The 23,328-nt window shown below is 45.4% G+C and carries 22 protein-coding genes; 8 read left to right on the top strand and 14 right to left on the bottom strand.

All coding sequences use genetic code 11. The features are described from left to right. The first annotated feature begins 9 nt into the window (after positions 1-9). The 4 genes from QMF28_RS02725 to QMF28_RS02710 are packed head-to-tail and all read left to right on the top strand — an operon-like array spanning position 10 to position 5,074. Positions 10-2,898: a molybdopterin oxidoreductase family protein gene (locus QMF28_RS02725; protein ID WP_281743127.1), complete on the top strand. Its 2,889-nt coding sequence runs from the start codon at positions 10-12 to the stop codon at positions 2,896-2,898. Next, positions 2,895-3,554, top strand: coding sequence for a 4Fe-4S dicluster domain-containing protein (locus QMF28_RS02720; RefSeq protein WP_216231445.1), 660 nt, complete (start codon positions 2,895-2,897; stop codon positions 3,552-3,554). Before QMF28_RS02725 ends, QMF28_RS02720 begins: the two co-directional genes overlap by 4 nt. Beyond that, the gene (locus QMF28_RS02715) at positions 3,554-4,489 is read left to right on the top strand and encodes a dimethyl sulfoxide reductase anchor subunit family protein (protein ID WP_281743126.1); all 936 of its coding nucleotides are present in this window, start codon (positions 3,554-3,556) and stop codon (positions 4,487-4,489) included. Before QMF28_RS02720 ends, QMF28_RS02715 begins: the two co-directional genes overlap by 1 nt. A 9-nt stretch (positions 4,490-4,498) precedes the next feature. Beyond that, positions 4,499-5,074, top strand: coding sequence for a nitroreductase family protein (locus tag QMF28_RS02710; RefSeq protein ID WP_281743124.1), 576 nt, complete (start codon positions 4,499-4,501; stop codon positions 5,072-5,074). 7 nt (positions 5,075-5,081) lie between these two features. On the opposite strand, the gene QMF28_RS02705 is transcribed toward QMF28_RS02710, so the two are convergent. From QMF28_RS02705 to QMF28_RS02695, 3 genes are read right to left on the bottom strand one after another with little or no spacing between them, the layout of a single operon-like run. Beyond that, positions 5,082-5,489, bottom strand: a complete 408-nt coding sequence (locus QMF28_RS02705) for an aconitase X swivel domain-containing protein (RefSeq protein ID WP_281743123.1) — start codon at positions 5,487-5,489, stop codon at positions 5,082-5,084. Next, positions 5,486-6,718 (bottom strand): aconitase X catalytic domain-containing protein, encoded by a 1,233-nt coding sequence (locus QMF28_RS02700; protein ID WP_281743122.1) that lies wholly within the window; start codon positions 6,716-6,718, stop codon positions 5,486-5,488. The genes QMF28_RS02705 and QMF28_RS02700 overlap by 4 nt, the downstream gene beginning before the upstream one ends. 18 nt (positions 6,719-6,736) lie before the next feature. Beyond that, positions 6,737-7,720 carry a Bug family tripartite tricarboxylate transporter substrate binding protein gene (locus QMF28_RS02695; protein ID WP_281743121.1) on the bottom strand — a complete coding sequence of 328 codons (984 nt, stop codon included), beginning with the start codon at positions 7,718-7,720 and terminating at the stop codon, positions 6,737-6,739. A gap of 97 nt (positions 7,721-7,817) precedes the next feature. Here QMF28_RS02695 and QMF28_RS02690 point away from each other — a divergent pair, with 97 nt between their 5' ends. Then, positions 7,818-8,747 carry a LysR family transcriptional regulator gene (locus QMF28_RS02690; protein ID WP_281743120.1) on the top strand — a complete coding sequence of 310 codons (930 nt, stop codon included), beginning with the start codon at positions 7,818-7,820 and terminating at the stop codon, positions 8,745-8,747. Between the two features lie 29 nt (positions 8,748-8,776). Here the strand turns inward: QMF28_RS02690 and xsc are convergent, their stop codons facing one another. Next, positions 8,777-10,585, bottom strand: coding sequence for a sulfoacetaldehyde acetyltransferase (xsc, locus tag QMF28_RS02685; protein WP_281743119.1), 1,809 nt, complete (start codon positions 10,583-10,585; stop codon positions 8,777-8,779). A gap of 202 nt (positions 10,586-10,787) precedes the next feature. Here xsc and QMF28_RS02680 point away from each other — a divergent pair, with 202 nt between their 5' ends. The 3 genes from QMF28_RS02680 to QMF28_RS02670 are packed head-to-tail and all read left to right on the top strand — an operon-like array spanning position 10,788 to position 14,492. After that, positions 10,788-11,705: an AAA family ATPase gene (locus QMF28_RS02680; RefSeq protein ID WP_281743602.1), complete on the top strand. Its 918-nt coding sequence runs from the start codon at positions 10,788-10,790 to the stop codon at positions 11,703-11,705. A 22-nt stretch (positions 11,706-11,727) separates the two neighbouring features. Continuing rightward, positions 11,728-13,476: a cobaltochelatase CobT-related protein gene (locus QMF28_RS02675; RefSeq protein WP_281743118.1), complete on the top strand. Its 1,749-nt coding sequence runs from the start codon at positions 11,728-11,730 to the stop codon at positions 13,474-13,476. A 23-nt stretch (positions 13,477-13,499) separates the two neighbouring features. After that, the gene (locus QMF28_RS02670) at positions 13,500-14,492 is read left to right on the top strand and encodes a Bug family tripartite tricarboxylate transporter substrate binding protein (protein ID WP_281743117.1); all 993 of its coding nucleotides are present in this window, start codon (positions 13,500-13,502) and stop codon (positions 14,490-14,492) included. A 99-nt stretch (positions 14,493-14,591) separates the two neighbouring features. On the opposite strand, the gene QMF28_RS02665 is transcribed toward QMF28_RS02670, so the two are convergent. The 10 genes from QMF28_RS02665 to uvrB all read right to left on the bottom strand — a co-directional run bounded on the left by QMF28_RS02665 (position 14,592) and on the right by uvrB (position 23,205). Beyond that, positions 14,592-14,810, bottom strand: a complete 219-nt coding sequence (locus tag QMF28_RS02665; RefSeq protein ID WP_281743116.1) for a YgaP family membrane protein — start codon at positions 14,808-14,810, stop codon at positions 14,592-14,594. Positions 14,811-15,064: 254 nt separating this feature from the next. Beyond that, positions 15,065-15,502, bottom strand: a complete 438-nt coding sequence (locus tag QMF28_RS02660; RefSeq protein ID WP_281743114.1) for a cupin domain-containing protein — start codon at positions 15,500-15,502, stop codon at positions 15,065-15,067. A gap of 9 nt (positions 15,503-15,511) precedes the next feature. Further along, a complete protein-coding gene (gene fdx / locus QMF28_RS02655) occupies positions 15,512-15,850 on the bottom strand; it encodes an ISC system 2Fe-2S type ferredoxin (protein WP_215348652.1) in 339 nt (112 codons plus the stop codon). 38 nt (positions 15,851-15,888) lie between these two features. After that, positions 15,889-17,754 (bottom strand): Fe-S protein assembly chaperone HscA, encoded by a 1,866-nt coding sequence (gene hscA, locus QMF28_RS02650; protein WP_281743113.1) that lies wholly within the window; start codon positions 17,752-17,754, stop codon positions 15,889-15,891. Between the two features lie 27 nt (positions 17,755-17,781). Then, on the bottom strand, positions 17,782-18,309 hold the full coding sequence (gene hscB / locus QMF28_RS02645) for a Fe-S protein assembly co-chaperone HscB (protein WP_345739969.1): 528 nt from the start codon (positions 18,307-18,309) through the stop codon (positions 17,782-17,784). Continuing rightward, on the bottom strand, positions 18,287-18,610 hold the full coding sequence (gene iscA, locus QMF28_RS02640) for an iron-sulfur cluster assembly protein IscA (RefSeq protein WP_012357505.1): 324 nt from the start codon (positions 18,608-18,610) through the stop codon (positions 18,287-18,289). Before iscA ends, hscB begins: the two co-directional genes overlap by 23 nt. Positions 18,611-18,622: 12 nt before the next feature. Continuing rightward, positions 18,623-19,009, bottom strand: a complete 387-nt coding sequence (iscU, locus tag QMF28_RS02635) for a Fe-S cluster assembly scaffold IscU (protein ID WP_068322308.1) — start codon at positions 19,007-19,009, stop codon at positions 18,623-18,625. Between the two features lie 33 nt (positions 19,010-19,042). After that, on the bottom strand, positions 19,043-20,302 hold the full coding sequence (locus tag QMF28_RS02630) for an IscS subfamily cysteine desulfurase (RefSeq protein ID WP_068322305.1): 1,260 nt from the start codon (positions 20,300-20,302) through the stop codon (positions 19,043-19,045). A gap of 29 nt (positions 20,303-20,331) precedes the next feature. After that, the gene (locus tag QMF28_RS02625) at positions 20,332-20,901 is read right to left on the bottom strand and encodes a Fe-S cluster assembly transcription factor (RefSeq protein WP_216245416.1); all 570 of its coding nucleotides are present in this window, start codon (positions 20,899-20,901) and stop codon (positions 20,332-20,334) included. A gap of 150 nt (positions 20,902-21,051) precedes the next feature. Further along, entirely contained in the window at positions 21,052-23,205 is a 2,154-nt protein-coding gene (uvrB, locus tag QMF28_RS02620; RefSeq protein WP_281743107.1) for an excinuclease ABC subunit UvrB, read from the bottom strand. Positions 23,206-23,328 lie beyond the last annotated feature (123 nt).

Below are 23,328 nucleotides of genomic sequence, written 5' to 3'. Positions count from 1 at the left end.
GAGAAGACTATGTTCAAAATATTTTCTAATGATCCCGTGCATGACCCAATAAACAAGCAAGCACCTGCAACGGAAATCAAAAAAACTACCTGCTACATGTGCGCCTGTCGTTGCGGCATTCGAGCACATCTACGCGATGGAAAATTAGTTTATATCGACGGTAATCCTGAGCACCCTTTAAACCAAGGCGTCATCTGTGCCAAAGGCTCTTCAGGAATCATGAAGCAAAACTCTCCTGCGCGCATCACGCAGCCGCTGCTGCGTAAGGCAGGAAGCGAAAGAGGAAATGGTGAGTTTGAGCCTATTAGCTGGGAAAAAGCTTTTGACATTCTGACTGAGCGTCTTGCGAAAATTCGCGCCACTGATCCAAAGAAGTTTGCTCTCTTTACTGGTCGCGACCAAATGCAGGCCTTGACTGGTTTATTTGCAAGGCAGTTTGGTACACCTAACTATGCAGCGCACGGCGGCTTTTGCTCGGTAAATATGGCTGCAGGCATGATCTATACCATTGGTGGAAGCTTCTGGGAATTTGGCGGTCCGGATTTGGATCAAGCGAAATTATTTGTCATGATTGGCACAGCGGAAGATCACCATAGCAATCCAATGAAGATTGCTTTGTCCAAATTTAAACGGGCTGGCGGCCGCTTCATCTCCATCAACCCAGTAAGGACCGGCTACTCGGCTATTGCTGATGAGTGGATTCCGATTAAGCCTGGAACCGATGGTGCGCTGTTTATGGCCTTGATGCATGAACTCATTCGCCTTGAAAAATACGATGCCCCATTCCTCAAACGCTTTAGCAACTCAGCGCAATTAGTTTGTATGGATTCAGGTCCGGAAGAAGGCTTATTCCTGTATGACCCTGACTCTGACCCACTCAATACCGATTTGCCGCACAACAAATATATCTGGGATGAAAAATCTCAAAGTGCTAAACCTTGTTTTGCGCAAGGAACATCGCCTGCCTTGCTTGGTGAATATGTGATGGGTCCAGGTCCACACCAAGGGAAGAAAGTAGCTCCTTCATTTGAACTTCTCAAACGACAAGTTAGTGAAACGACTCCAGAATGGGCTGCAGCTATCACCAGCATTCCAGCAGAACGCATTCGCAAGCTTGCTCTTGAAATGGCAGACACTGCATTCGGCCAAGAATTTAAATTACCGATTCCATGGACAGACTCTTGGGGCGAGAAACATGACTCTGTAACTGGTAGGCCAGTTGCATTCCATGCCATGCGCGGCTTATCCGCCCACTCCAACGGGTTTCAGACAACGCGTGGCCTAGCTGTCCTCATGTCGTTGTTGGGCACCATTGATCGTCCAGGTGGTTTTAGACACAAAGCGCCCTATCCAAGACAGGTGCCGCCAAATGCAAAGCCCCCTTCTTCTGAAAATGACATCAAGCCAAATACTCCGCTAGCTAAACCTCCACTCGGATGGCCAACACAGCCAGAAGATTTGGCGCTAGATTCTGATGGCAAACCACTGCGTATTGATAAAGCCTATTCCTGGGAGCACCCGTTAGCTGCACATGGATTAATGCATAACGTCATCACCAATGCAGTGAAGGGTGACCCCTACTCCATTGATACGCTCATGATCTTCATGGCTAATATGTCATGGAACTCCACCATGAATACCATGGAAGTACGTGAACATCTCAATGCCAAAAATGATGATGGTGAATTTAAGATTCCATTCTTAGTGGTGTGTGACGCATTCCAATCAGAGATGGTGGACTTTGCAGACTTAGTACTTCCCGATACAACCTATCTCGAGCGCCACGATGTAATGAGCATGCTTGATAGACCAATTTCAGAATTTGATGGTCCCGTTGATTCTGTCCGCATCCCTGTTCTAGAGCCTTTAGGAGAATGCAAACCGTTCCAGGAAGTATTGATTGAATTGGCCTCGCGCTTAAAATTCCCCGCCTTTACCACACCAGAAGGCGAACGTAAGTTCAAGGATTACCCCGACTTTATTACCCGATTCCAAACCACTCCTGACTCAGGTATTGGATTCTTAAGTGGTTGGCGTGGCAAAGATGGGGATAAGCCCTTGCGTGGCGAACCCAATCCAAATCAGTGGCAAAAATATGCAGAGAACAATTGCGTACATCAATATCACATGCCTCCAGAGCATCAATACATGCGCAACTGGAACAAGGGCTATTTAGACTTCTCAAAAGAAAATGCTCTGCGTCAGAAAAATGATCCAATCATGATTGCGATCTACTCAGATATCTTGCAACGCTTTAGATTGGCATCTACTGGAAAGCGTCCAGGCGCACAACCTCCAGAGCACCTTAAAGCACGTATTTATAAATACTTTGATCCATTACCTTTCTGGTACCCGCCACTGGAAGATGAAGCAACTGATCTCACCAAATTTACATTGAATGCAATTACCCAACGCCCAATGGCGATGTACCACTCTTGGGACTCACAGAATGCTTGGCTAAGACAAATTCATAGCCACAACTATTTATACGTCAATACCGCTACTGCACTCAAGAGTGGCATCGCTGATGGCGCCTGGATGTGGATTGAATCTCAATGGGGCAAAGTCCGCTGCATGGCAAGGCACTCGGAGGCGGTTGACCCTGGAACGGTATGGACTTGGAATGCCATTGGGAAAGCAGAGTCTGCTTGGAGCCTAACAAACGATGCGGATGAATCTAAAAAAGGATTCTTATTAAACCACCTCATCTCAGAAGAGCTTCCACTGGGTGGTTTTACCGTTAGCAATTCCGACCCGATTACCGGGCAAGCTGGCTGGTATGACGTCAGAGTTCGATTGGCGCCTGCAGATGAAAATGAGCAAAAAGAAACTTGGCCACAAGTAAAAGCATTTGAAGTACCTGGAATGGCCCTCAAAAAATCGGGGGAGACAAAATGAGCAAAAAAAATAAACAACTAGCTCTCGTTATTGACTTGAATGTATGTGTGGGTTGCCATGCGTGTGTTACCTCTTGTAAGGAGTGGAACACCTCTGGCTCAGCAGGTCCGCTGACCGATCTCAATGCTTATGGGGCTAGCCCAAGCGGTACATTCTTTAATAGAGTGCAAACCTTTGAAGCGGGCACATTCCCAAATACGCAGACGGTTCACTTTCCAAAATCTTGCTTACACTGCGAAGAGCCCCCCTGCGTTCCTGTTTGCCCTACAGGCGCAAGCTATAAACGCAAAGAAGATGGCATCGTTCTTGTAGATTACGATAAATGCATTGGGTGCAGCTATTGCTCTTGGGCCTGTCCTTACGGCGCACGCGAGCTTGATCAAGAACGTCAGGTGATGACTAAGTGCACGCTCTGTGTAGATCGTATTTATAGCGAGACTTTGCCAGAGGCTGAGAAAAAGCCAGCATGTGTACTTGCCTGCCCTACCAGTGCGCGTATCTTTGGTGATGTCCATGATCCTGAGTCTGACGCTAGCAAAGCCATAGAAGAACGTTCAGGCTATGCACTGATGCCTGAATGGGAAACCCAACCCGCCAATCACTATTTACCGCGCTCCATTATGGAAACGATTGATGCAGCAAGGAATGACAAATAATGCGCCCACAATTTTCAATTATTTTCTTTACTACCTTAGCCGGAATGGCTCAGGGTCTGCTGTTTTTTATAGCGTTAGCAAACCTACATAGCCAAGCTACTCCAAGCGCATTCCTTACAAGCCTTGCCCTTCCGGTTGCTTTTGTACTACTGGCTTTGGGCTTAGTCGCATCATTCTTTCACTTGGGTCACCCTGAGCGAGCATGGCGCGCTGCCATGATGTGGAGAACCTCCTGGTTATCAAGAGAGGTTATCGCTCTACCAGCGGTCATGGCTGTCACAGCAGTCATTTACCTTTATGCGCGCTTTAGTCAAGTACCTCAGTGGCTATGGCTTGTCCTGCTTTTTACTACGATAGCACTTTGGGTATGCACCGCAAAGATCTATCAGTGCATTCGCTTTATTCAAGAGTGGTCACATCCCTCCACCCTAACTAACTTTATTCTGCTGGGGATGACGTCGGGCTGGATTTTGTTAGAGCTATTAATTGCGGTTTGGGGTGATGCTTCGGTGCAAATGATTGATGCACCACTCTCCATCATTGCTTTCTTGCTATTATTTTTGTCATTCAACCTGAAACTCTGGATTTGGACTCGTAATCGCAAACTAAAACCAAAATCAAATCTAGCTACTGCGACTGGCATCAAAGGCAACAATATTCGCCAAACCTCCATGGGTCTTATGGGTGGAAGCTTTAATACTAGAGAATTCTTTCACCATCAAACAGGTAAAGTGATAGCTAATTTACGTAAGATTATTTTGCTTTTCGCGTATGTGATCCCCATGATATTGATGGCCTATGCCATTACTTCACCTAATTTCCTGGTGATTACATTGGCATTACTCATTAACTATGTAGGCTTACTTGCTGAAAGATGGATGTTTTTTGCAGAAGCCAACCATCCACAAAATTTGTATTACCAACGAGTTTCCTAAATACACCCGATGCCGATGGATCAATTCGCCGAACAGCTTATCCACGGCAGAACTCATATATCACCAAAAAGACTGGGTAACCCAGGCCCCAGTCAAACTCAAAAAGAGTCCATTCTCTTGGCAGCTAATGCTGCCCCAGATCACGGCAGAATGGTGCCATGGCGGTTCATTGAGATTCAAGAAGGTAGTCGCCCCGCTCTCGGAGAAGTTTTTCGCCAATGCCTGTTAGATCGAGATCAAGAGGCTACTTCAATACAGCAGCAGGAAGCGCTTGATAAAGCCTCTCGCGGACCGCTACTATTGCTGGCGGTATCGAACTACAAAGACAGCAATGAAGACATCAGTAGGCAAGAAAAATTAATATCACTTGGCTGCGCCATTCAAAATATTCTCTTAAGTGCTTATGCCTTTGGTTTTGGCTCAGGATTATCGAGCGGTAGAGCGCTACAAAGCGATCGTATTAGAACGCTATTTCAACTCACCGATGACGAAGAGCCCATATGCTTTGTTACGATCGGCACAGTATTAAAAAATAAGCCCGGCCGTATTCGGCCGAGCCTATCTGAATACCACTCCATTTTTTAAGAACTAACTAGAGAACCTCTACTGTTTGGTTCCGAGTATCAATCCGCAATCTAGCCCCGCTGGCAATAGCTTGAGTGATATCGCAATCAAAACCACTCAGCATAGGGATCCCAGCGTGTGCAGCGCCTTGAGCCAAAATTGGATTTACAGCATTGAAAATAATGGCTGATGGGCAAAGATTCCTAGACTTCATCTCGTACAGCATCCAAGCACTTGCAACGCCACCCTTAGCGGCATCCAACACCAAAATTTTATCTTTATATGATTGGCCAAATAACTTGTGTGCCGGTCTTGAAAATACCCCCTTAAGACGATCTAAGTCATAACGAGCGGAGAAACCGTCTGATGCACTGAGACACTCACCTTCAATACTTTCACCTTGAGCGTGTTTCGCTTTATAAATTTTTTTACTCACTTTAGTCTCCCCGTTACAGCAGCTTGAACACAGTCTTCCATCGATGCCAACATCGGCGTGTAGCCATAGCCGCCTAAAATATTTACTATCTTTGCGCTATTCGTTGCCAATACCTTCCATCCATTTGCCTCGGCAATTTCTCTCGCATACGATTGATAAAAGCACATACCAGAAAATACCGTTCCACCAGCGCTCTCAATCATTTCTGTATAGCCCATGCGATCAGAGTCAGGCTTCACTTGCGGACTTGTCATTGCTAGCAAAGGCTTGATAAATTTCTTACCATTACACAACTCAGCAATACTCTTCATTTCCATCAAACTTAATTGCGGAGCCGAAAATACTACGACATCTATCTCCTCTGCAACTCGGTATGAGCTCTGCAAACCCATTACCTCTTCCTTAGTAATCAGAACCTCTGGGAGATGCAAATACTCCAGATCTCTCGCATGCAAAGCTTCTGGTGTAACACCCAATACATGAAATAAAGCGGTAGAACCAAAACTAGCCATGGCTGCACCAAAATGCTTCATGGCATCAGAGCCAGGATGACCTACAATGCCCTCAAGTACAGGTACAGACCAATAGTTACCAGATTTCTTTCCGATTAATCCACCTAAGGCGCCCCATTCATTCAATGTCTGAGGAGTCCATGAAGTTTTAAAACGATGAGTTGGTTTGCGATGCTCATCTAGGTGATAGCCATAACGCGGCGTTCTACCGGTTAGACCTGCTGCTAAAGCAGAAGGGCCGCCTTCAAAATTTGAGCGCGCGCCACAAACACTGTTTGAATAAATCACGACACCCGTATCACCAAACGCTAAATGCTCGCCATATACGGGAGCCATAATCGTTTGGTAATTAATGCAGGTGTCTGTCATTGACACCCCCATTTTTACAAAAGCATCAATTGCACGTCTCTCTAGCTCAAGCATTTTTTCGGTTTGACCCAATTGTTTTGCTTTTGTGAAATCGGTTCCCCTTGGGTCAGTGATTGTTGGGATGCGAACCATTCGGTCTGATACAGAGTTTTTCGCTAGGCCTTCCAACCATTCAACACCAGCCTCGCCAAGACTCTCTGTGTCAGCCATAATGTGCGCCTGAGACACAGGAACTAAATCTTCAGCACCAAAAAATTCACCTACCTTAATTTGATGTTGAATTGCAATTTGTCTAACTGGCCCAAACTCTCCAGCAAGCATTGCCTTTTCTTCTGCGTTAAGTTTCATTTTTTCTCTTATTAACAATTAATCAACAGTAGCACCAGAGTCACGGACTACCCTAGCCCACTTAGCAATTTCACTTGTTTGAAAATTGGCTAAGCTTTCTCTAAAGTCAGTGTTAGGCTGCACTCCCAAGTTACCCAAGCGCTCCTTGAAGGCCGCTGATTGCGCCACCTTCTCTGTATCCATTCTTAGTATTTTGGTAATTGGTTCAGGCAATTTAGCTGGAGCAAACAAAGCCCACCAAGCGGTGGATTCAAATTGTGGATAACCCAACTCTGCAACTGTTGGCACATTCGGTAGCAACGGTGAGCGTGTCTTACTAGTCACAGCCAAAGCGCGTAATTTTCCTGAAGTGATATGGGGCAAGACCGACTGAATGGGATCAAAAACCAAAGGTATTTGATTTCCAATTAAATCGGTTACTGCAGGTGCACTACCTTTATAAGGGATATGCTTTAGCTTAATTTGTGTAGTTGATTCAAATAAGGCCGCAGTCAAATGTCCCGGAGTTCCGTTTCCTGCAGACCCATACGCAATTGTTTCGGGCTTTGATTTAGCCTCTGCAATTAACTCCGCAAGAGTTTTAATGCGATCGCTTGAATTCACCACAATGACAACTGGTGCCGTGGCAACTAAAGCGATCGGCGTGAAATCTTTAGTCATGTCATAAGGCAACTGCTTATACAAACTGCCATTTATTGCATTCGTACCAACTGTCCCCATGAATAAGGTGTATCCATCTGGGGCCGACTTTGCAACTAGATCAGCGCCAATTGAACCCCCAGCTCCGCCCTTGTTTTCAATAACGACTTGCTCTTTTAAGCGATCGCCTAATAGCACCGCTAACGGTCTAGCGACAATATCTGTCGGACCTCCTGGAGGAAATGGCACGATTAAACGTATTGGCTTACTCGGGTAGGCCTGGGCTAGCACATTGTTTGAAAAAACAACCAAACCAAAGCATGCCAAGAAATATTTGAAAGCTTTAATAGTCGGTCTATTCATAGCGTTAGATCTCTATTGATTGGGACAAACTTCACTCTACCGCATGAAATATTTAATGTATATTTATATTTATTTAATTAATATATAAGCATACCTAATGAATATAAACCAAATTGACCTGAGACTTTTACGCAGTTTCATCGCCGTTGCTAGGGCCGGCACCTTTGTAAAGGCCTCTCAAGTCTTAAGTATTACCCAATCAGCCCTATCCCAACAGATGAAAGAACTCAGTAGCCACCTTGACCTGCCAATTTTTGAAAAAAAAGGACGCCAGTTAATATTGACAAATTTTGGACATGGACTTCTTAAGAAAATTGATCCACTACTTGATCAGATTGAAGAAGCTCTCCTGCAAAGTTCAATTGATGATCAAAATATCGCCGGCACCCTGCGTGTAGGAGCTACTAACACTTACTCCAAAATTATTGCACTTCCAACTTGCATGGGGCTACTTAGAGAAAATCCAAGTCTCAAGATTGAGCTGCAAGAATTGTCTGCACAGAAAGTATTAAGAGAGCTCTTAGAGGGTGCAATTGATATTGCGATTCTTCCACAAGACTACCAATTTTCAGAGCTCTATTGGCATGAACTAATTACCGAGCAATTCTCTGTAATTGGGGCTCCGAACACTATCAAAGAATTACCGCGCAATATCACACTCAAGTCTCTTGCTAAATATGATTTAGCAGCACTTAACGGTCAATTTTTAATGCGTCAAAAGATAGATGCTCAGGCACGTATGGAGGGCGTATCACTGAACTTACGTATGGAGGTTTCAACTATGGGAGATCTACTGGAAATTGCAAAATCTGGAGAAATTCTAGCTCTAGGGAGCTCAATTGCTTTAGCTAATGATAAAAAATTAATGGCCAAAACGATTAAAGGAGATTTTTTAACTAGAACTGCCGCTGTTTGCTGGAGAAAAACAAAGTTTGTTACAAGTGCAATGACTGAGTTTCAAGAAAAAGCGATCAAAATCTCAAGCTCGCTTCAATCTGCAATCACCAAAAGAAAGAGTCCAGTTTAGCCGGACTCTTTCTTGACGCAAATACTTGCTTATACGTAATCTTTATATTTATCCAAGAAGCGAACTGGCTTAGATAAGGCGTCGCGACGGAACGGATCACCGAGTTCACGAGTACACATAATCTCGATCACACAAGTCTTACCTTCTTTCATCTGCATTTCAACGGCTTTCTTGAGTGCTGGTCCAACTTGGTCAAGCTGGTCAACCACGATACCTTCCGCACCCATGGATTGGGCGATACCGGCAAAACTTGGGCTCTCAAGCTCGCCTGCCACAAAGCGACGGTTATAGAAGTCCACTTGGTTCTTTTTCTCAGCACCCCACTGACGGTTATGGAACACAACCGCTGTAACAGGAATGTCGTGACGAACGGCAGTCAAAATCTCGACCATACTCATTGCCCATGCACCATCGCCAGCATAGGCAATAGCAGGACGATTCGGCGCCGCTGCTTTGGCACCGATAATCGTTGGCAATGCATAACCGCAGTTACCGAAACTCATTGGGGCAAAGAAACTACGTGGCTTTTCAAAGCGGAGATAACTATTAGCAACTGAATTGATGTTGCCGATATCAGTAGACACCATTACGTCAGCAGGCATAGCCTTCTCGAGCTCACGCAGCACTTGACGTGGATGCAAATAATGACCGCCAGTTGGTGTTACTTCTTTTTTCTGCTCTTCAATCATATCCAAGCTGAATGGGTCTTTTTCGTGCGTCCACTCATCCAACTCTTTTTCCCATGCGGCTTTTTCAGCGGCAATTATTTTGGCACGATCTGCTTTAGTCGCATCGCAAGCTAATTTCTTACCTTCTAAACGCTTAGTCAACGCAACTGCGGCAGCTTTCGCATCACCGCAAATACCTACGGAAATTTTCTTCACCAAGCCAAGCATCTTATTGTCTGCATCGATCTGAATGATTTTGGCATTTTTTGGCCAGTAGTCCATACCATGCTGTGGCAATGTGCCGAATGGTCCAAGGCGTGAACCCAATGCAACCACCACGTCAGCCTGCGCCATCAACTTCATTGCAGCTTTGGAGCCTTGATATCCAAGGGGGCCACACCATAATGGATGGCTAGCTGGGAAGGAGTCATTGTGTAAATAGCTATTAACTACTGGAGCACCAAGGCGCTCAGCAAATGCCTTGCATTCCTCAACTGCATCACCCATCACTACGCCGCCGCCAGAAATAATGACTGGGAACTTAGCGTTAGCCAAGAGCTCTGCCGCTTCATCCAAACTCTTCTCGCCACCAGGACCGCGATCGAGACGATTAGGCTGCGGAATTTCTACTTCGATCTCGCCATAAAAATAATCACGTGGAATATTAAGCTGAGTTGGACCCATCTCTGATAGAGCGCGGTCAAAGCAGCGGCCAGTAAATTCAGCCATACGCTTAGGATTGTTCACGTGTCCTTGATACTTTGTGAACTCTTCGAACATTGGCAATTGATTGGCTTCTTGGAAACCACCTAAGCCCATGCCCATTGTTCCTGTTTCAGGCGTAATGATCACGACAGGGCTATGTGCCCAGTAAGCAGCAGCAATTGCTGTGACACAGTTACTAATGCCAGGACCATTCTGTCCAATCACAACACCATGACTTCCACTGACACGCGCATAGCCATCAGCCATATGTGCGGCACCCTGCTCATGAACAACCGGAATCAAACGAATACCTGCTGGAGCAAAAATATCCATCGCATCCATAAAGGCTGAACCCATGATTCCAAAGATATCCTTCACCTTATTGGCGACCATGGTCTCCACAAACGCTTCGGAAGGGGTCATTTTTTGTGGGCCGGTAGGCAAATTAGCGCCAGACTTAGACATAAAGCTCTCCTAGGTATTCAATTAAACGGAACATTTTGTTCTACAATATGAATAATAATAGCGTATTTTTACTAAAGTCAAGCATATAAACCCCAATCTGGAATATATTTGACAACATATTAAGACTTTTAAAGGCAAGGAAATGGCTGAAAGCACCTCTTCTATTGATTTAATGGGTTTACAGCCTGAAAAGCAGGTTTCCATGCACTCTGCCTTCCCAGAATGCCGTGGCTTCGCAGACTTTGAGATTCCTGCATTTAATCAAGCTAGTGAGCTTGTACCTGCGGTTGATCCAAGCTATCAACTCAACCCCGAGGCAACACTAGCCATTCTGGCGGGCTTCGCTTTCAATCGTAGAGTCATGTTGCAAGGAATGCATGGCACCGGTAAATCCACCCATATAGAGCAAGTAGCCGCTAGGTTAAATTGGCCTTGCCTGCGCATTAATCTAGATGGGCAAATTACGCGCATGGATCTGATCGGCAAAGACGTCATTAGCCTAGAAGATGGCAAACAAATTACTCGCTTTCAGGAAGGTTTAATTCCCTGGAGTTTGCAGCGCCCTGTTGCGCTCATCCTCGATGAGTATGATGCAGGCCAACCAGATGTAATGTTTGTCATTCAAAGAATGTTGGAGCGCGAAGGTCGCCTCACCTTGCTTGATCAAAATAGAGTGATCAACCCTAATGCTGCATTTCGAATCTTTGCTACTAGCAATACTGTTGGTCTTGGCAATTGGAATGGCTTATATCAAGGCACTCAATTACTAAATCACGGTCAGATGGATCGCTGGGACATTGTTGCAGCGTTGAACTATCTAGAGCCGAAGGAAGAGCAGAAGATTTTGATGGCCAAAGTACCAGAGCTATCGGATGCCCAAGCAAAGGCAATGATTAGCCTTGCTAACCTTACAAGAAGTGGCTTTGCCGCGGGTGATATTTCCACACTAATGTCTACCAGAACACTGATTACCTGGGGCGAAAACTGGCGCATCTTTAAAGACTTACAGATTGCATTTTCTCTGGCATTTTTAAATAAATGCGAGTCAGAAGAAAAAAACTTAGTGGCGGAATATTACCAACGATGCTTCGCTAGCGAACTAGATTTAGATAACAAATAAACCAGGCGTATTTACATCTACCTTGCAAACCCAAACCCATCAAGACTTCGAGCAACAGCAACAATATGGGGCAATGATTAGATCATTGTCCAGGGAAAAAAGTGCGCAAATTAGAGACTGGCAACTTTTTCATAATGCAGTTCCACTGGAGTCAATTGCTCCGCACCTCAGTCTTGAAAATCTAAAAGCATCATGGGCTTACCCACGCGGTGTATTGGATGGCATCGCATTACGCCTGCGCCATTCGGATGCAGCCTTGCACGATTCACTTGCTCCAGAGGGGATGATTGAATCTTTGATATTTGAGGTCTTGGAGCAGATCCGGGTTGAAAGTAACTGCCCAGATGAGCTCAAGGGATGCCGCAAGAATACTCAAACACAATTTATCGCTTGGATGCAGCAATTTATTGCCAGCGGTGGTGTTGAAGGCAGTATTGGCTTGCTACTAATTACCATTTTTTCTACCGTGTGGATGAAGCTCAATAGCCAAGCAATACCACAGCTCATGCAAGATATTGTTGAGGCTACCCGAGCAGGCATAGCTCAAGACATGGGTCCACTGTTAGTCAAGCTAAAAGCAAGTCGCTATAACCAAGAGGCATATGGACAAGTAGCTCACGAAGTCATTAACTTGGTCTCAGGATTAATTGCTGATGAGTATCGCAATAACCCCAGCATTCGTACTAAACGCAAAAATCAAAGTGCCACTCATCTCAAAATTGAATGGGTTCCTCCTCACGCGGGAAAAGTTGCTGCTGATTTTAAGAGTCCGGTAAGTAACTCTAACGAGCAGCGTCTTTTACTCAAAAAGTCACTCGAAAAATATCACGTATATAACTCAAGCTATGACAGTGAATCCGAAGCTAAGAAAAAAATTCGGTCTGCTCAATTATCCACCTACCAAGACCAACTAAATCAAGAAATTGCCAAACAAAACATTCCCTGGGCAAAGCTCATTCGAATCTATCAGCAAATCTTTTCCAGCCAATTACCAAAGCGCTGGCAAACCACTGAGGCGGAAGAATTTCTAGATCGTCGCTACCTCACACGGGCCGCTACTTCACCGCTACAGCCAGCCTTATATAAACAGCTTGCAGCTACCAGCAAGGTAAATGCGAAAACAACGCTGCTGATTGATTGCTCTGGATCGATGAAGGAACAGCGCGTCAAAATTGCAGCCTGCGTAGACTCTTTAGTAAGAATACTGGAGCAAGCAGGTATCAAAACAGAGGTTCTTGGTTACAGCACTAGCTCATGGCAAGGAGGAAGACCCTTTAAAGAATGGCGTAAAAATGGTCAACCCCCAAATCCCGGCCGCCTCAATGAACGAGCTCACTGGATTTTTAAAGACTTTGATACTAACTGGAGAAGATCTCGAGCAGGGATCGCCGCCCTATTGCGCCCTGAGATTTACGCAGAGAGTGTTGATGGTGAAGCACTCATATGGGCGACTGAACGTTTACAAAATAGCAGCAACAATCGAGACGGCAACAATACCTTGATTTTATTTTCTGATGGCTGCCCAATGGATCGAGCAACCATTGAGGCAAATGGTGAGGAATTTCTAAAGAATCACCTTCTGCAAGCTATTGCTTGGTGCGAGCAACAACCCAATCTTCAGTTATGGGGCTGTGGCATTGGTTCTGATCTGCGTCCAGCCTTTCAGCACCGCCTTAGCTGGGATGAGGATCCTAATAATATTGCCAGCACCTTAAAAAACTGGGCGAGTGAATTCAAAGCATCATCTTTTACAAACAAAAAATACCTATAACAAAGCAATCGGAGAAAAATACTATGTCACTTTTCAAGAGTACTTTTATTAAGCAGAAAAAATGGGTTGCCGTGCTTTGTTATGCACTCGGCATATTGGGATCCACCAATCTAGCCGCACAATCATGGCCCGATAAGCCTATCAAGATGATTGTTCCATTTGCTGCAGGTGGAAGCGCAGATATTTTAGGCAGAATCCTTTCCCAGGAGCTTAGCAAGAATCTTGGACAAAACGTGATTGTTGAAAATCGCGGGGGAGCAGGCGGCAATATTGGGGCTGAACTAGTAGCCAAATCTCCAGCGGATGGCTACACCATTCTCCTGGCCTCCGGCAGCATGATGACCGTAAATCCCTTTATCTATAAAAAGGCATCTATTAACTATGCAAAAGACTTAACTTACATCACCACCATTGCAACAGTGCCGATGGTCATTGCTGTAAATCCAAAGCTTCCAGTAAATACACTCCCAGAGCTGATCGCATTAGCAAAAACTAAAGAACTGAATTTTGGATCCGCAGGTATCGGCAGCCAAATACACATGGCCAATGAAAGCTTTATTTATGCAGCTGGAATTCAGGCAACACACGTACCTTATAAGGGCGAGAACCCTGCTTTGAATGATCTGATAGCTGGGCAAATTGATTTCATGGCAGGCAACTTCCCAGCAACCGGTGGATTCGCTAAAGCTGGCCAAGTAAAAGCGCTAGCCGTTACCAGTAGCAAGAGATTAAAACAGTTGCCAAATGTTCCCACCGTTTCCGAATCAGCGATTCCTGGATTTGAAAATACTGGCTGGTTCGCTTTAGCAGTTCCAATGGGCACACCACAGTCAATCATCGATAAGATTTATATAGCCACTGAAAAATCTTTCAAAGCCCCATCCCTACTTGCTAATCTTGATACCAACGGCCTAACACCGATGATGATGAAGAGTAAAGATGTAGATGCCAAAATACAGGCCGAGTCTGCAAACTGGGAAAAGGTAATTAAGGCGCGGAATATTCCAACCCAATAAAATCGCTCTAATCTCAACCCATTTAACTTATTAAAAAGCCTCGCAATGCGAGGCTTTTACTTTTTGCGCCTTACTTTATTGGCACCCAATCAGAGTAAGTTACTTGCAGCAACCACCGCCACCACAATCAGAACCAGTCCCACATGAATTAATTCCAAGAAGTGGATAGAGTGGACAGAATCTAAATAGGCCTGTTGCCAAAGGCACGATACCAATCCAACCCCAAGCACCAACAATATTGCTTGCAGCCAAGCCAACTAATACCAAACCTACTGCGATGCGTAGAACGCGATCGATACCACCAACGTTACATTTCATTTGCTTCTCCTTTTGAATGGTGCTGGAAATGACATTCACTAACAATATGTATATTTACATTATGTAATTTAGCATAATATTTACAGCTAGGCAAAAGAAAAAGCCACCCCGAAGGATGGCTTGAAAGATTTTTTGGAGGTACTACCTAAAGAATGAACTACAAGTTCATATTAATAATCTAAGAATTGTTCTGATCTATCTTTTGCATAATTACGGGAATAGATGCCTCAATTTGGTGCATTTATCCCTCGTTTTTAGGGGTTTGACTTCTTAATTGCCAATGGCAAACCCTTGGTGGTGGCATAGAACACGACCAATTCCACTGGTACATAGCCTTGATTGATGCCGTGATGCCACTTTTCAACCATCTCGATCACAACTTCGCCCTTTTTAAAGTTGCGCTGTATACCGCCTTCTTGAAATACCGTAAGTTCGCCATCCATTACATAGGCAACATTGATTGCGGGATGCTTATGAATCGGCAAGGCGGTTTGTGGTGGAATAGTAAATCGCATTACAGCAACTTCCGGAGCACTCGTCAAATAAGAAGGCAATGGGCTACCGGTCCAATCATTGCCACTGCGCACTACCAACTCCGTTACTATCCCAGGATGACTCTCGTCTGCGTGAGCTGGAATGACTGAAGCAAAAACTAAAGCAAGTAGGGTCAACGAGAATTTCACCAATCTCATGATGAAATCTTAATGATTTTCTTTGGCGTGATTTATTGAGTATTTAGGGATTTCAATCACTAAATCCTGTTTTGCCACAATGGCCTGGCAAGACAAACGTGATTGAGGATTCAAGCCCCAAGCCCGGTCCAGCATATCTTCTTCATTTTCATCGGGAGGATTCAAGCTTTGAAAACCTTCTTTCACGATTACATGGCAGGTGGTGCAAGCACACACCATATCGCAGGCATGCTCAATCGGAATGTCATTCTCTAGCAATGCCTCACAAATCGAAGTGCCTGGAGCAACCTCAACAACTGCGCCTTCAGGGCAATACTCGCTATGGGGTAGGACAACGATTTGGGTCATGATTCTGTTCTGCTTATATTTTATTGGGAATTACTTATTTAAATTTCTGCAACATTCTTGCCAGAGAGAGCCTTTTGAATGCTGGCATTCATACGCTTTTGTGCGAAGTCATCTGTTGCCTTAGCGGCATGATCTACCGCTTTGCGAACTACTGCACTGTCTGTCTCTTCATTCAAAATCTTTTGCAATGCAGTCATTTCATTATCAATAGCTTCCTGCTCTTCAGCATTGAGAAGGCTGCGATCACTATCAAGAGCTGTTTGCACTGCATCAAGCAAGCGCTGAGCATTCACTTGCTCTTCACGTAAGGACCTTGAGAGCAAATCCTCTTTTGCTGATGCAAAACCATCTTGCAGCATGCGCGTAATCTCTGCATCAGTTAAGCCGTAAGAGGGCTTAATATCAATCGATGCCTTAACGCCAGAACCTTGCTCAGTTGCGCTGACAGATAGAAGACCATCAGCATCTACCTGAAAGGTAACTCGAATACGCGCTGCGCCTGCTGCCATTGCTGGGATACCACGCAACTCAAATTTACCTAAAGAGCGGCAATCCTGGGCCAACTCACGCTCGCCCTGTACCACCTGAATAGCCAAAGCAGTCTGACCATCTTTAAAGGTCGTGAAATCTTGGGCTCTAGCAACCGGGATCGGTGTATTGCGAGGAATAATCTTTTCTACCAAGCCACCCATGGTTTCAACACCAAGGGAAAGTGGAATGACATCCAATAAAAGCCACTCATCATCTTTGCTCTGATTGCCAGCCAGCAGGTCTGCCTGCATCGCTGCGCCCAATGCAACTACTTGATCAGGATTTAAATTATTTAATGGCTGCGTGCCAAATAGCTCACCAACAGCGCGTTGCACATTTGGCATACGAGTGGAGCCGCCCACCATCACCACGCCCTTAACATCCTCAGCTTTGAGTCCAGCATCACGCAGTGCTTTTTTACAAGCCATCAAAGTCTTAGTAACTAAATTCTGAGTAATCTCAAAAAATTGGGCCTGGCTAATACCGACATTTACCACCGTACCATCGGCAAGTGTCTCATGCACACGCGCTAAGGGATTATGACTGAGTTGTTCTTTAGCATGCTTACAGGCCTGCAAGAGCGTACGATGATCATGTATTGATAGTGGCGGAAGCTTAGATTGCTCAATGACCCAGCAATACAAGCGATGATCAAAGTCATCACCGCCTAGAGCAGAGTCACCCCCAGTAGAAAGAACTTCGAAGACACCTCTACTCATACGTAGTATGGAAATATCAAAGGTGCCACCACCTAAATCGTAGACGGCGTATACGCCTTCCGAGGCATTGTCTAAGCCATAGGCAATTGCAGCAGCAGTTGGCTCGTTCAATAAACGGAGAACTTCAATGCCAGCTAATTTCGCAGCATCTTTCGTTGCCTGACGCTGTGCATCATCAAAGTATGCAGGGACTGTAATGACGGCACCGACGATTTCATCATTAACGGAGTCTTCCGCCAACTGACGCAAGCGCGCCAAGATTTCTGCAGAGACTTCAATAGGGCTTTTATCGCCAGCTACTGTTCTTAACTTGAGCATTCCAGGTTGATCAACGAAATCATATGGAGCACTTTCAATATGCTCCACATCGAGCAAGCCTCTGCCCATAAAACGTTTCACCGAAACAATCGTATTCTTTGGATCAAGCACAACACTTTCAAGCGCCTCAAATCCAGCTTGAGTCCTACCATTGGGCAGGTAACGAATAACAGATGGAAGCAGCTCGCGTCCCTGGGAATCTGGCAACACCTTTGGCAAAGCATCGCGCACAATTGCCACCAAAGAATTGGTGGTCCCCAAATCAATACCAACAGCAATACGGCGCTGATGTGGCGCTAGCGATTTACCGGGTTCTGAGATTTGTAATAAGGCCATAGAAGATAGAGTGTAGCTGGTATGCGCCTAGATTAAGGCCGCAATAGTGTCATCAAGCTCAACCGCGAACTTATCAATGAAGAGCAGGCCTCGAAGTAGCTCTGCTGCGCGCTGATAATTCTTAGCACCGTCGATTGCCTGGGTAATTTCAACAAGGGTCTCAGCTTTAGATTCCTCGACTTCTGCCATCAAGGCTTCAAGCGCAGGTAAATCTTCTTCTTGCTCATCCAAACTCTCTCGCCACTCCATTTGCTTCATGAGAAAAGCGGCAGGCATGGCGGTATTGGTTTCTAGCTTGGCATCAACCCCATGAAGCTGGCAAATATATAAGCCGCGTTGAATGGGATTCTTAAGGGTCTGAAAGGCGGTATTAGCCAAGGTTGCCATTTGCATAGCAATACGCTGCTCCGAGTCGCTACCGCGAGCATGGCGATCAGGATGTACTTCCTTCTGTATCGCCAGGTATGCCTGATCAAGAGCAGGCAAATCGATGTTGAATTGCTGATTTAACCCAAAGAAGCGAAAGTAATCGTCAGACGCGGAAGGATTCGCCACAACCACACTCATCTTTTACGTTTGGATTTTGAAACTTAAAGCCTTCGTTCAAACCCTCACGCACAAAATCTAACTCCGTACCATCTAAGTAAGCCAGACTTTTTGGATCTACAAACACCTTAATACCATTGGACTCAAATACCTGGTCCTCAGCAGCGGGCTCATCAACATACTCGAGCTGATATGCCAAGCCAGAACAACCAGTTGTACGAACGCCCAAGCGCAAGCCGCAACCTTTACCGCGCTTTTCTAAATTGCGGTTAACGTGTGCAGCTGCTTTGTCGGTTAAGGTGATTGCCATAGTTATGCCTACTTATTTCGCTGGATGCTTTTCTTTGTAATCGGCTACTGCCGCCTTGATAGCATCTTCAGCCAGAATTGAGCAGTGAATTTTCACTGGAGGCAATGCCAACTCTTCGGCGATCAAGGAGTTCTTGATCTCAAGCGCTTGATCCAAAGTCTTACCTTTAACCCATTCGGTTACCAATGAAGAAGAAGCGATCGCAGAGCCACAGCCGTAAGTCTTGAACTTGGCATCTTCAATCACACCCTGATCATTTACGCGAATCTGTAGCTTCATCACGTCACCACATGCGGGTGCGCCAACCATTCCGGTACCTACGCTGTCATCCCCTTTTTCAAAGGAGCCAACGTTACGGGGATTTTCATAATGGTCAATGACCTTTTCGCTATATGCCATGGTATTTCCTCTTTAATTTCTTTATCTATTTCTTTAGTGTGCAGCCCATTGAATCGTGCTCAGATCGATTCCATCTTTGTACATTTCCCACAGTGGTGATAGCTCACGTAACTTGGCAATTTTTTCTTTCACCAACTTGATAGTGAAATCCACTTCTTCTTCAGTAGTAAAGCGGCCCAAGGTAAAGCGAATTGAGCTGTGTGCCAATTCATCATTACGGCCAAGAGCCCTTAATACATAAGAAGGCTCTAAAGATGCTGAAGTACATGCTGATCCAGAGGAAATAGCCAAATCTTTCAGGGCCATCAACATAGACTCACCCTCAACATAGTTAAAGCTAATGTTCAGGTTGTGAGGCACTCGATTGTCCATGTCACCATTGACATAAACCTCTTCAATATCCTTCAAGCCATTTAACAAGCGATCGCGTAAGGCGCGAATACGCTTATTTTCTGAGGCCATATCGATACGAGCAATGCGGAATGCCTCGCCCATACCGACAATCTGGTGAACTGCCAAAGTACCAGAACGCATACCGCGCTCATGACCACCACCATGAATCTGGGCCTCAATACGAATACGGGGTTTACGGCGGACAAACAAAGCGCCGATACCCTTGGGGCCATAAGTCTTATGAGCAGAAAAACTCATTAGATCTACTTTGGTCTTTTCTAAATCAATTTCTACTTTGCCGGTTGCTTGCGCTGCGTCCACATGAAAAATAACGCCACGTGAACGGCACAATTCACCAATCGCAGGAATATCTTGTACCACTCCAATTTCATTGTTGACGTACATAACTGAAGCCAAAATTGTTCCAGGCTTCATCGCCGCTTCAAGCTGCGCAAAATCAATCAAGCCATTCGGCAATACATCTAAGTATGTCACTTCAAAACCTTCGCGCTCTAATTCGCGACAAGTATCTAAAGTTGCCTTGTGCTCAGTCTTAACTGTAATGATGTGGTTACCACGATCTTTGTAGAAATGCGCTGCACCTTTTAATGCCAAATTAATACTCTCGGTGGCACCACTGGTAAACACAATTTCTCTTGGATCAGCATGAACTAAGAGAGCAACCTCTGAACGCGCCCACTCAACTGCCTCTTCTGCAGCCCAGCCATAAGCATGACTGCGTGAAGCAGCATTACCAAACTGCTCGCGCAGATATGGCAACATTTTGTCGACCACTACTGGATCAATCGGCGTAGTAGCTGAATAGTCCATATACACAGGGAAGTGTTTAGGGCTAAACATAGGAACCGGTTGTTTTGGAAGGTCTTTTGGTGCGTTCATGGTTTATTTATCTATAGGTAATGCTGTTATTAACTTTGTCGCGCCAAGTTGAATACGGAATTCACCAGCGGTAATTTAGGAGCAACATCTTTTTTGGCTGCAAGTGCTGGAGTCGGCTTATCTGCTTTAGCACTTTCAACTTTGATTTTCTTTTGGCGCATATCTTGAATCACGACGCCGCGGCCTTCTTGTTGCTGGACTAAATCTTTTAGGCTCACTGAACTGAGGTACTCAACCATCTTGGAATTGAGATTGCTCCAAAGATCATGAGTCATGCAACGACCATGATTTTCTTCATCGCTATGACAATTGCCTTTGCCGCCGCATTGAGTGGCATCGAGAGGTTCATCAACAGCAACAATAATATCTGCAACACTCACCTCGGAAGATGGTCGTGCTAGGGTGTAACCACCGCCAGGTCCGCGAGTACTTTCCACGATATTGAAACGGCGTAATTTGCCGAACAATTGTTCGAGGTAAGAAAGGGATATTTTTTGTCTTTGGCTAATTCCGGCCAAAGTTACAGGTCCATGCGTTTCACGCAGGGCTAAATCAATCATTGCGGTTACTGCAAAACGACCTTTAGTTGTAAGTCTCATATGTCACCTTGGTAATGGATTGTTATGGACAGCTCACAGTCGGGCGGGTAATACCCGACCATTCCACTCAACTTTAACATAATCCCTAGCAATCTGCTCGGGAATTATCCCAAAAATCCCTCTTACAAGCCAGGAATTAAGGTGCAACCCTCAGACTGAGTCCCTGGATCTAGCTCCAAAGGCCATTTCTTTGACCTTAGTGAGCCTATCTCGAGTGCTGGCAGCCTTCTCAAACTCTAAATTCTTGGCTTCAGCGTTCATTTGCTTCTCTAGGCGCTTAATCTCAGCCGCTAGGTCCTTCTCGCCCATATCCTCATAGCGAGCCCGCTCCTGCTCAACCTGCATCTCCTGACGCTTCTCTTTGACGTCATAAACCCCATCAATAATGTCTTTAATGCGCTTTTGAACCCCCTTGGGCTCAATGCCATGCAACTTATTGAAGGCAATCTGCTTGGTACGGCGCCTTTCGGTCTCCTCCATTGCCCTGCGCATGGAGTCCGTAATCTTATCGGCGTACAAGATCGCTTTGCCTCGGACGTTTCGAGCAGCTCGGCCAATCGTCTGGATCAAGCTGCGCTCTGAACGCAAGAAACCTTCTTTATCGGCATCCAAAATTGCGACCAAGGAGACCTCTGGAATATCCAAACCTTCGCGCAATAAGTTAATACCAACCAACACATCGAAGACACCTAAACGCAAGTCACGCAAAATTTCTACGCGCTCGACCGTATCAATATCCGAGTGTACGTATCGCACCTTTATGCCGTTATCGGATAGGTAGTCAGTTAATTGTTCCGCCATACGCTTGGTCAATACAGTAACCAATACGCGCTCACCTACTTTGACGCGCGCATGAATTTGATCCAATAAATCATCTACCTGCGTGCTTGCTGGCAAGACTTCAATTTCTGGATCGACTAATCCAGTAGGTCTAGCTACTTGTTCAACAACTTGACCTTGATGCGTATTTTCATAATCTGCTGGCGTTGCAGAAACAAAAATGGTTTGACGCATCTTCGTTTCAAACTCGGTAAATTTGAGTGGACGGTTATCCATCGCAGAAGGTAAACGGAAACCAAACTCTACCAAAGTATGTTTACGCGATTTATCGCCGTTATACATCGCATTAAGCTGTCCAATTAAGACGTGGCTTTCATCAAGGAACATCAAAGCATCATTAGGTAGGTAGTCAACCAGCGTAGGCGGAGCTTCGCCAGGAGCGGCGCCAGAGAGGTGGCGCGAGTAGTTCTCGATCCCTTTGCAAAAACCCAATTCATTGAGCATTTCTAAATCAAAGCGGGTGCGTTGCTCAAGACGTTGCGCTTCAACTAACTTACCGTCTTTAACAAATTCATCCAAGCGAGTGCGCAATTCTGTTTTGATTGTTTCGATCGCTTTCAGAACAGTGTCGCGCGGAGTAACGTAGTGGGAACTTGGGTAAACCGTAAAGCGTGGGATCTTCTGACGAATTTTTCCAGTGAGAGGATCGAAGAATTGCAAACTTTCGATAACGTCATCAAACAACTCAACGCGCACCGCCAACTCATTATGTTCAGCAGGGAAAATATCAATCGTGTCGCCGCGCACTCTAAATACACCGCGCTTGAAATCTAATTCATTACGGTCGTACTGCATAGCAATGAGTCGCATCAAAATATCGCGCTGACTCATCTTGTCACCAGGGCGCAATGTCATCACCATGCTGTGATAGTCGCCCGGATTACCGATACCGTAGATTGCAGAAACAGTGGCAACGATGATGACGTCACGACGCTCTAAAAGACTCTTGGTTGCCGACAAACGCATCTGCTCGATGTGTTCATTAATTGAAGAGTCTTTTTCTATGAAGAGATCGCGCTGAGGTACGTAGGCCTCAGGCTGGTAATAGTCGTAATAACTTACAAAGTACTCAACCGCGTTTTTGGGGAAAAACTCCCTAAATTCACTGTAGAGCTGGGCGGCTAGGGTCTTATTTGGGGCAAAAATGATGGCTGGTCGACCTGTTCTGGCGATCACATTTGCCATCGTGAAGGTCTTTCCGGACCCAGTAACCCCTAAAAGCGTCTGAAAGGTCAATCCATCCTCTACACCCTCCACCAGGGCATCAATTGCCTGGGGCTGGTCTCCAGCAGGTGCAAATGGCTGATAGAGCTGATAAGGGGAGTCCGGGAAGGTCACAAACTTCGCTGGATCCAGGTCGTGACCGACCTCACCCAAGGGATCTGCCGCAGGGTTTTTATTTACCGTTTTTACTTCGGAATTTGGAGCAACTTTAGGCAACTTAGGGGGCATCTCGGCTATCATTTCACCTGTGAGATTTCTTCACAGCGAATTTTGTACAAACATTGATTTTGCCGTTTTTCTTAGGAAATAGTTGATTCTGGCCTCAAAAACCGACAATTAAACTGAATTTAACGTCAATTACGA

This window comes from Polynucleobacter yangtzensis (assembly GCF_027924165.1).
GTDB classification, from domain to species: Bacteria; Pseudomonadota; Gammaproteobacteria; order Burkholderiales; family Burkholderiaceae; genus Polynucleobacter; species Polynucleobacter yangtzensis.
Note: the sequence above shows the minus strand (reverse complement) of the source record. Positions and strands in the feature narration are given on the sequence as shown.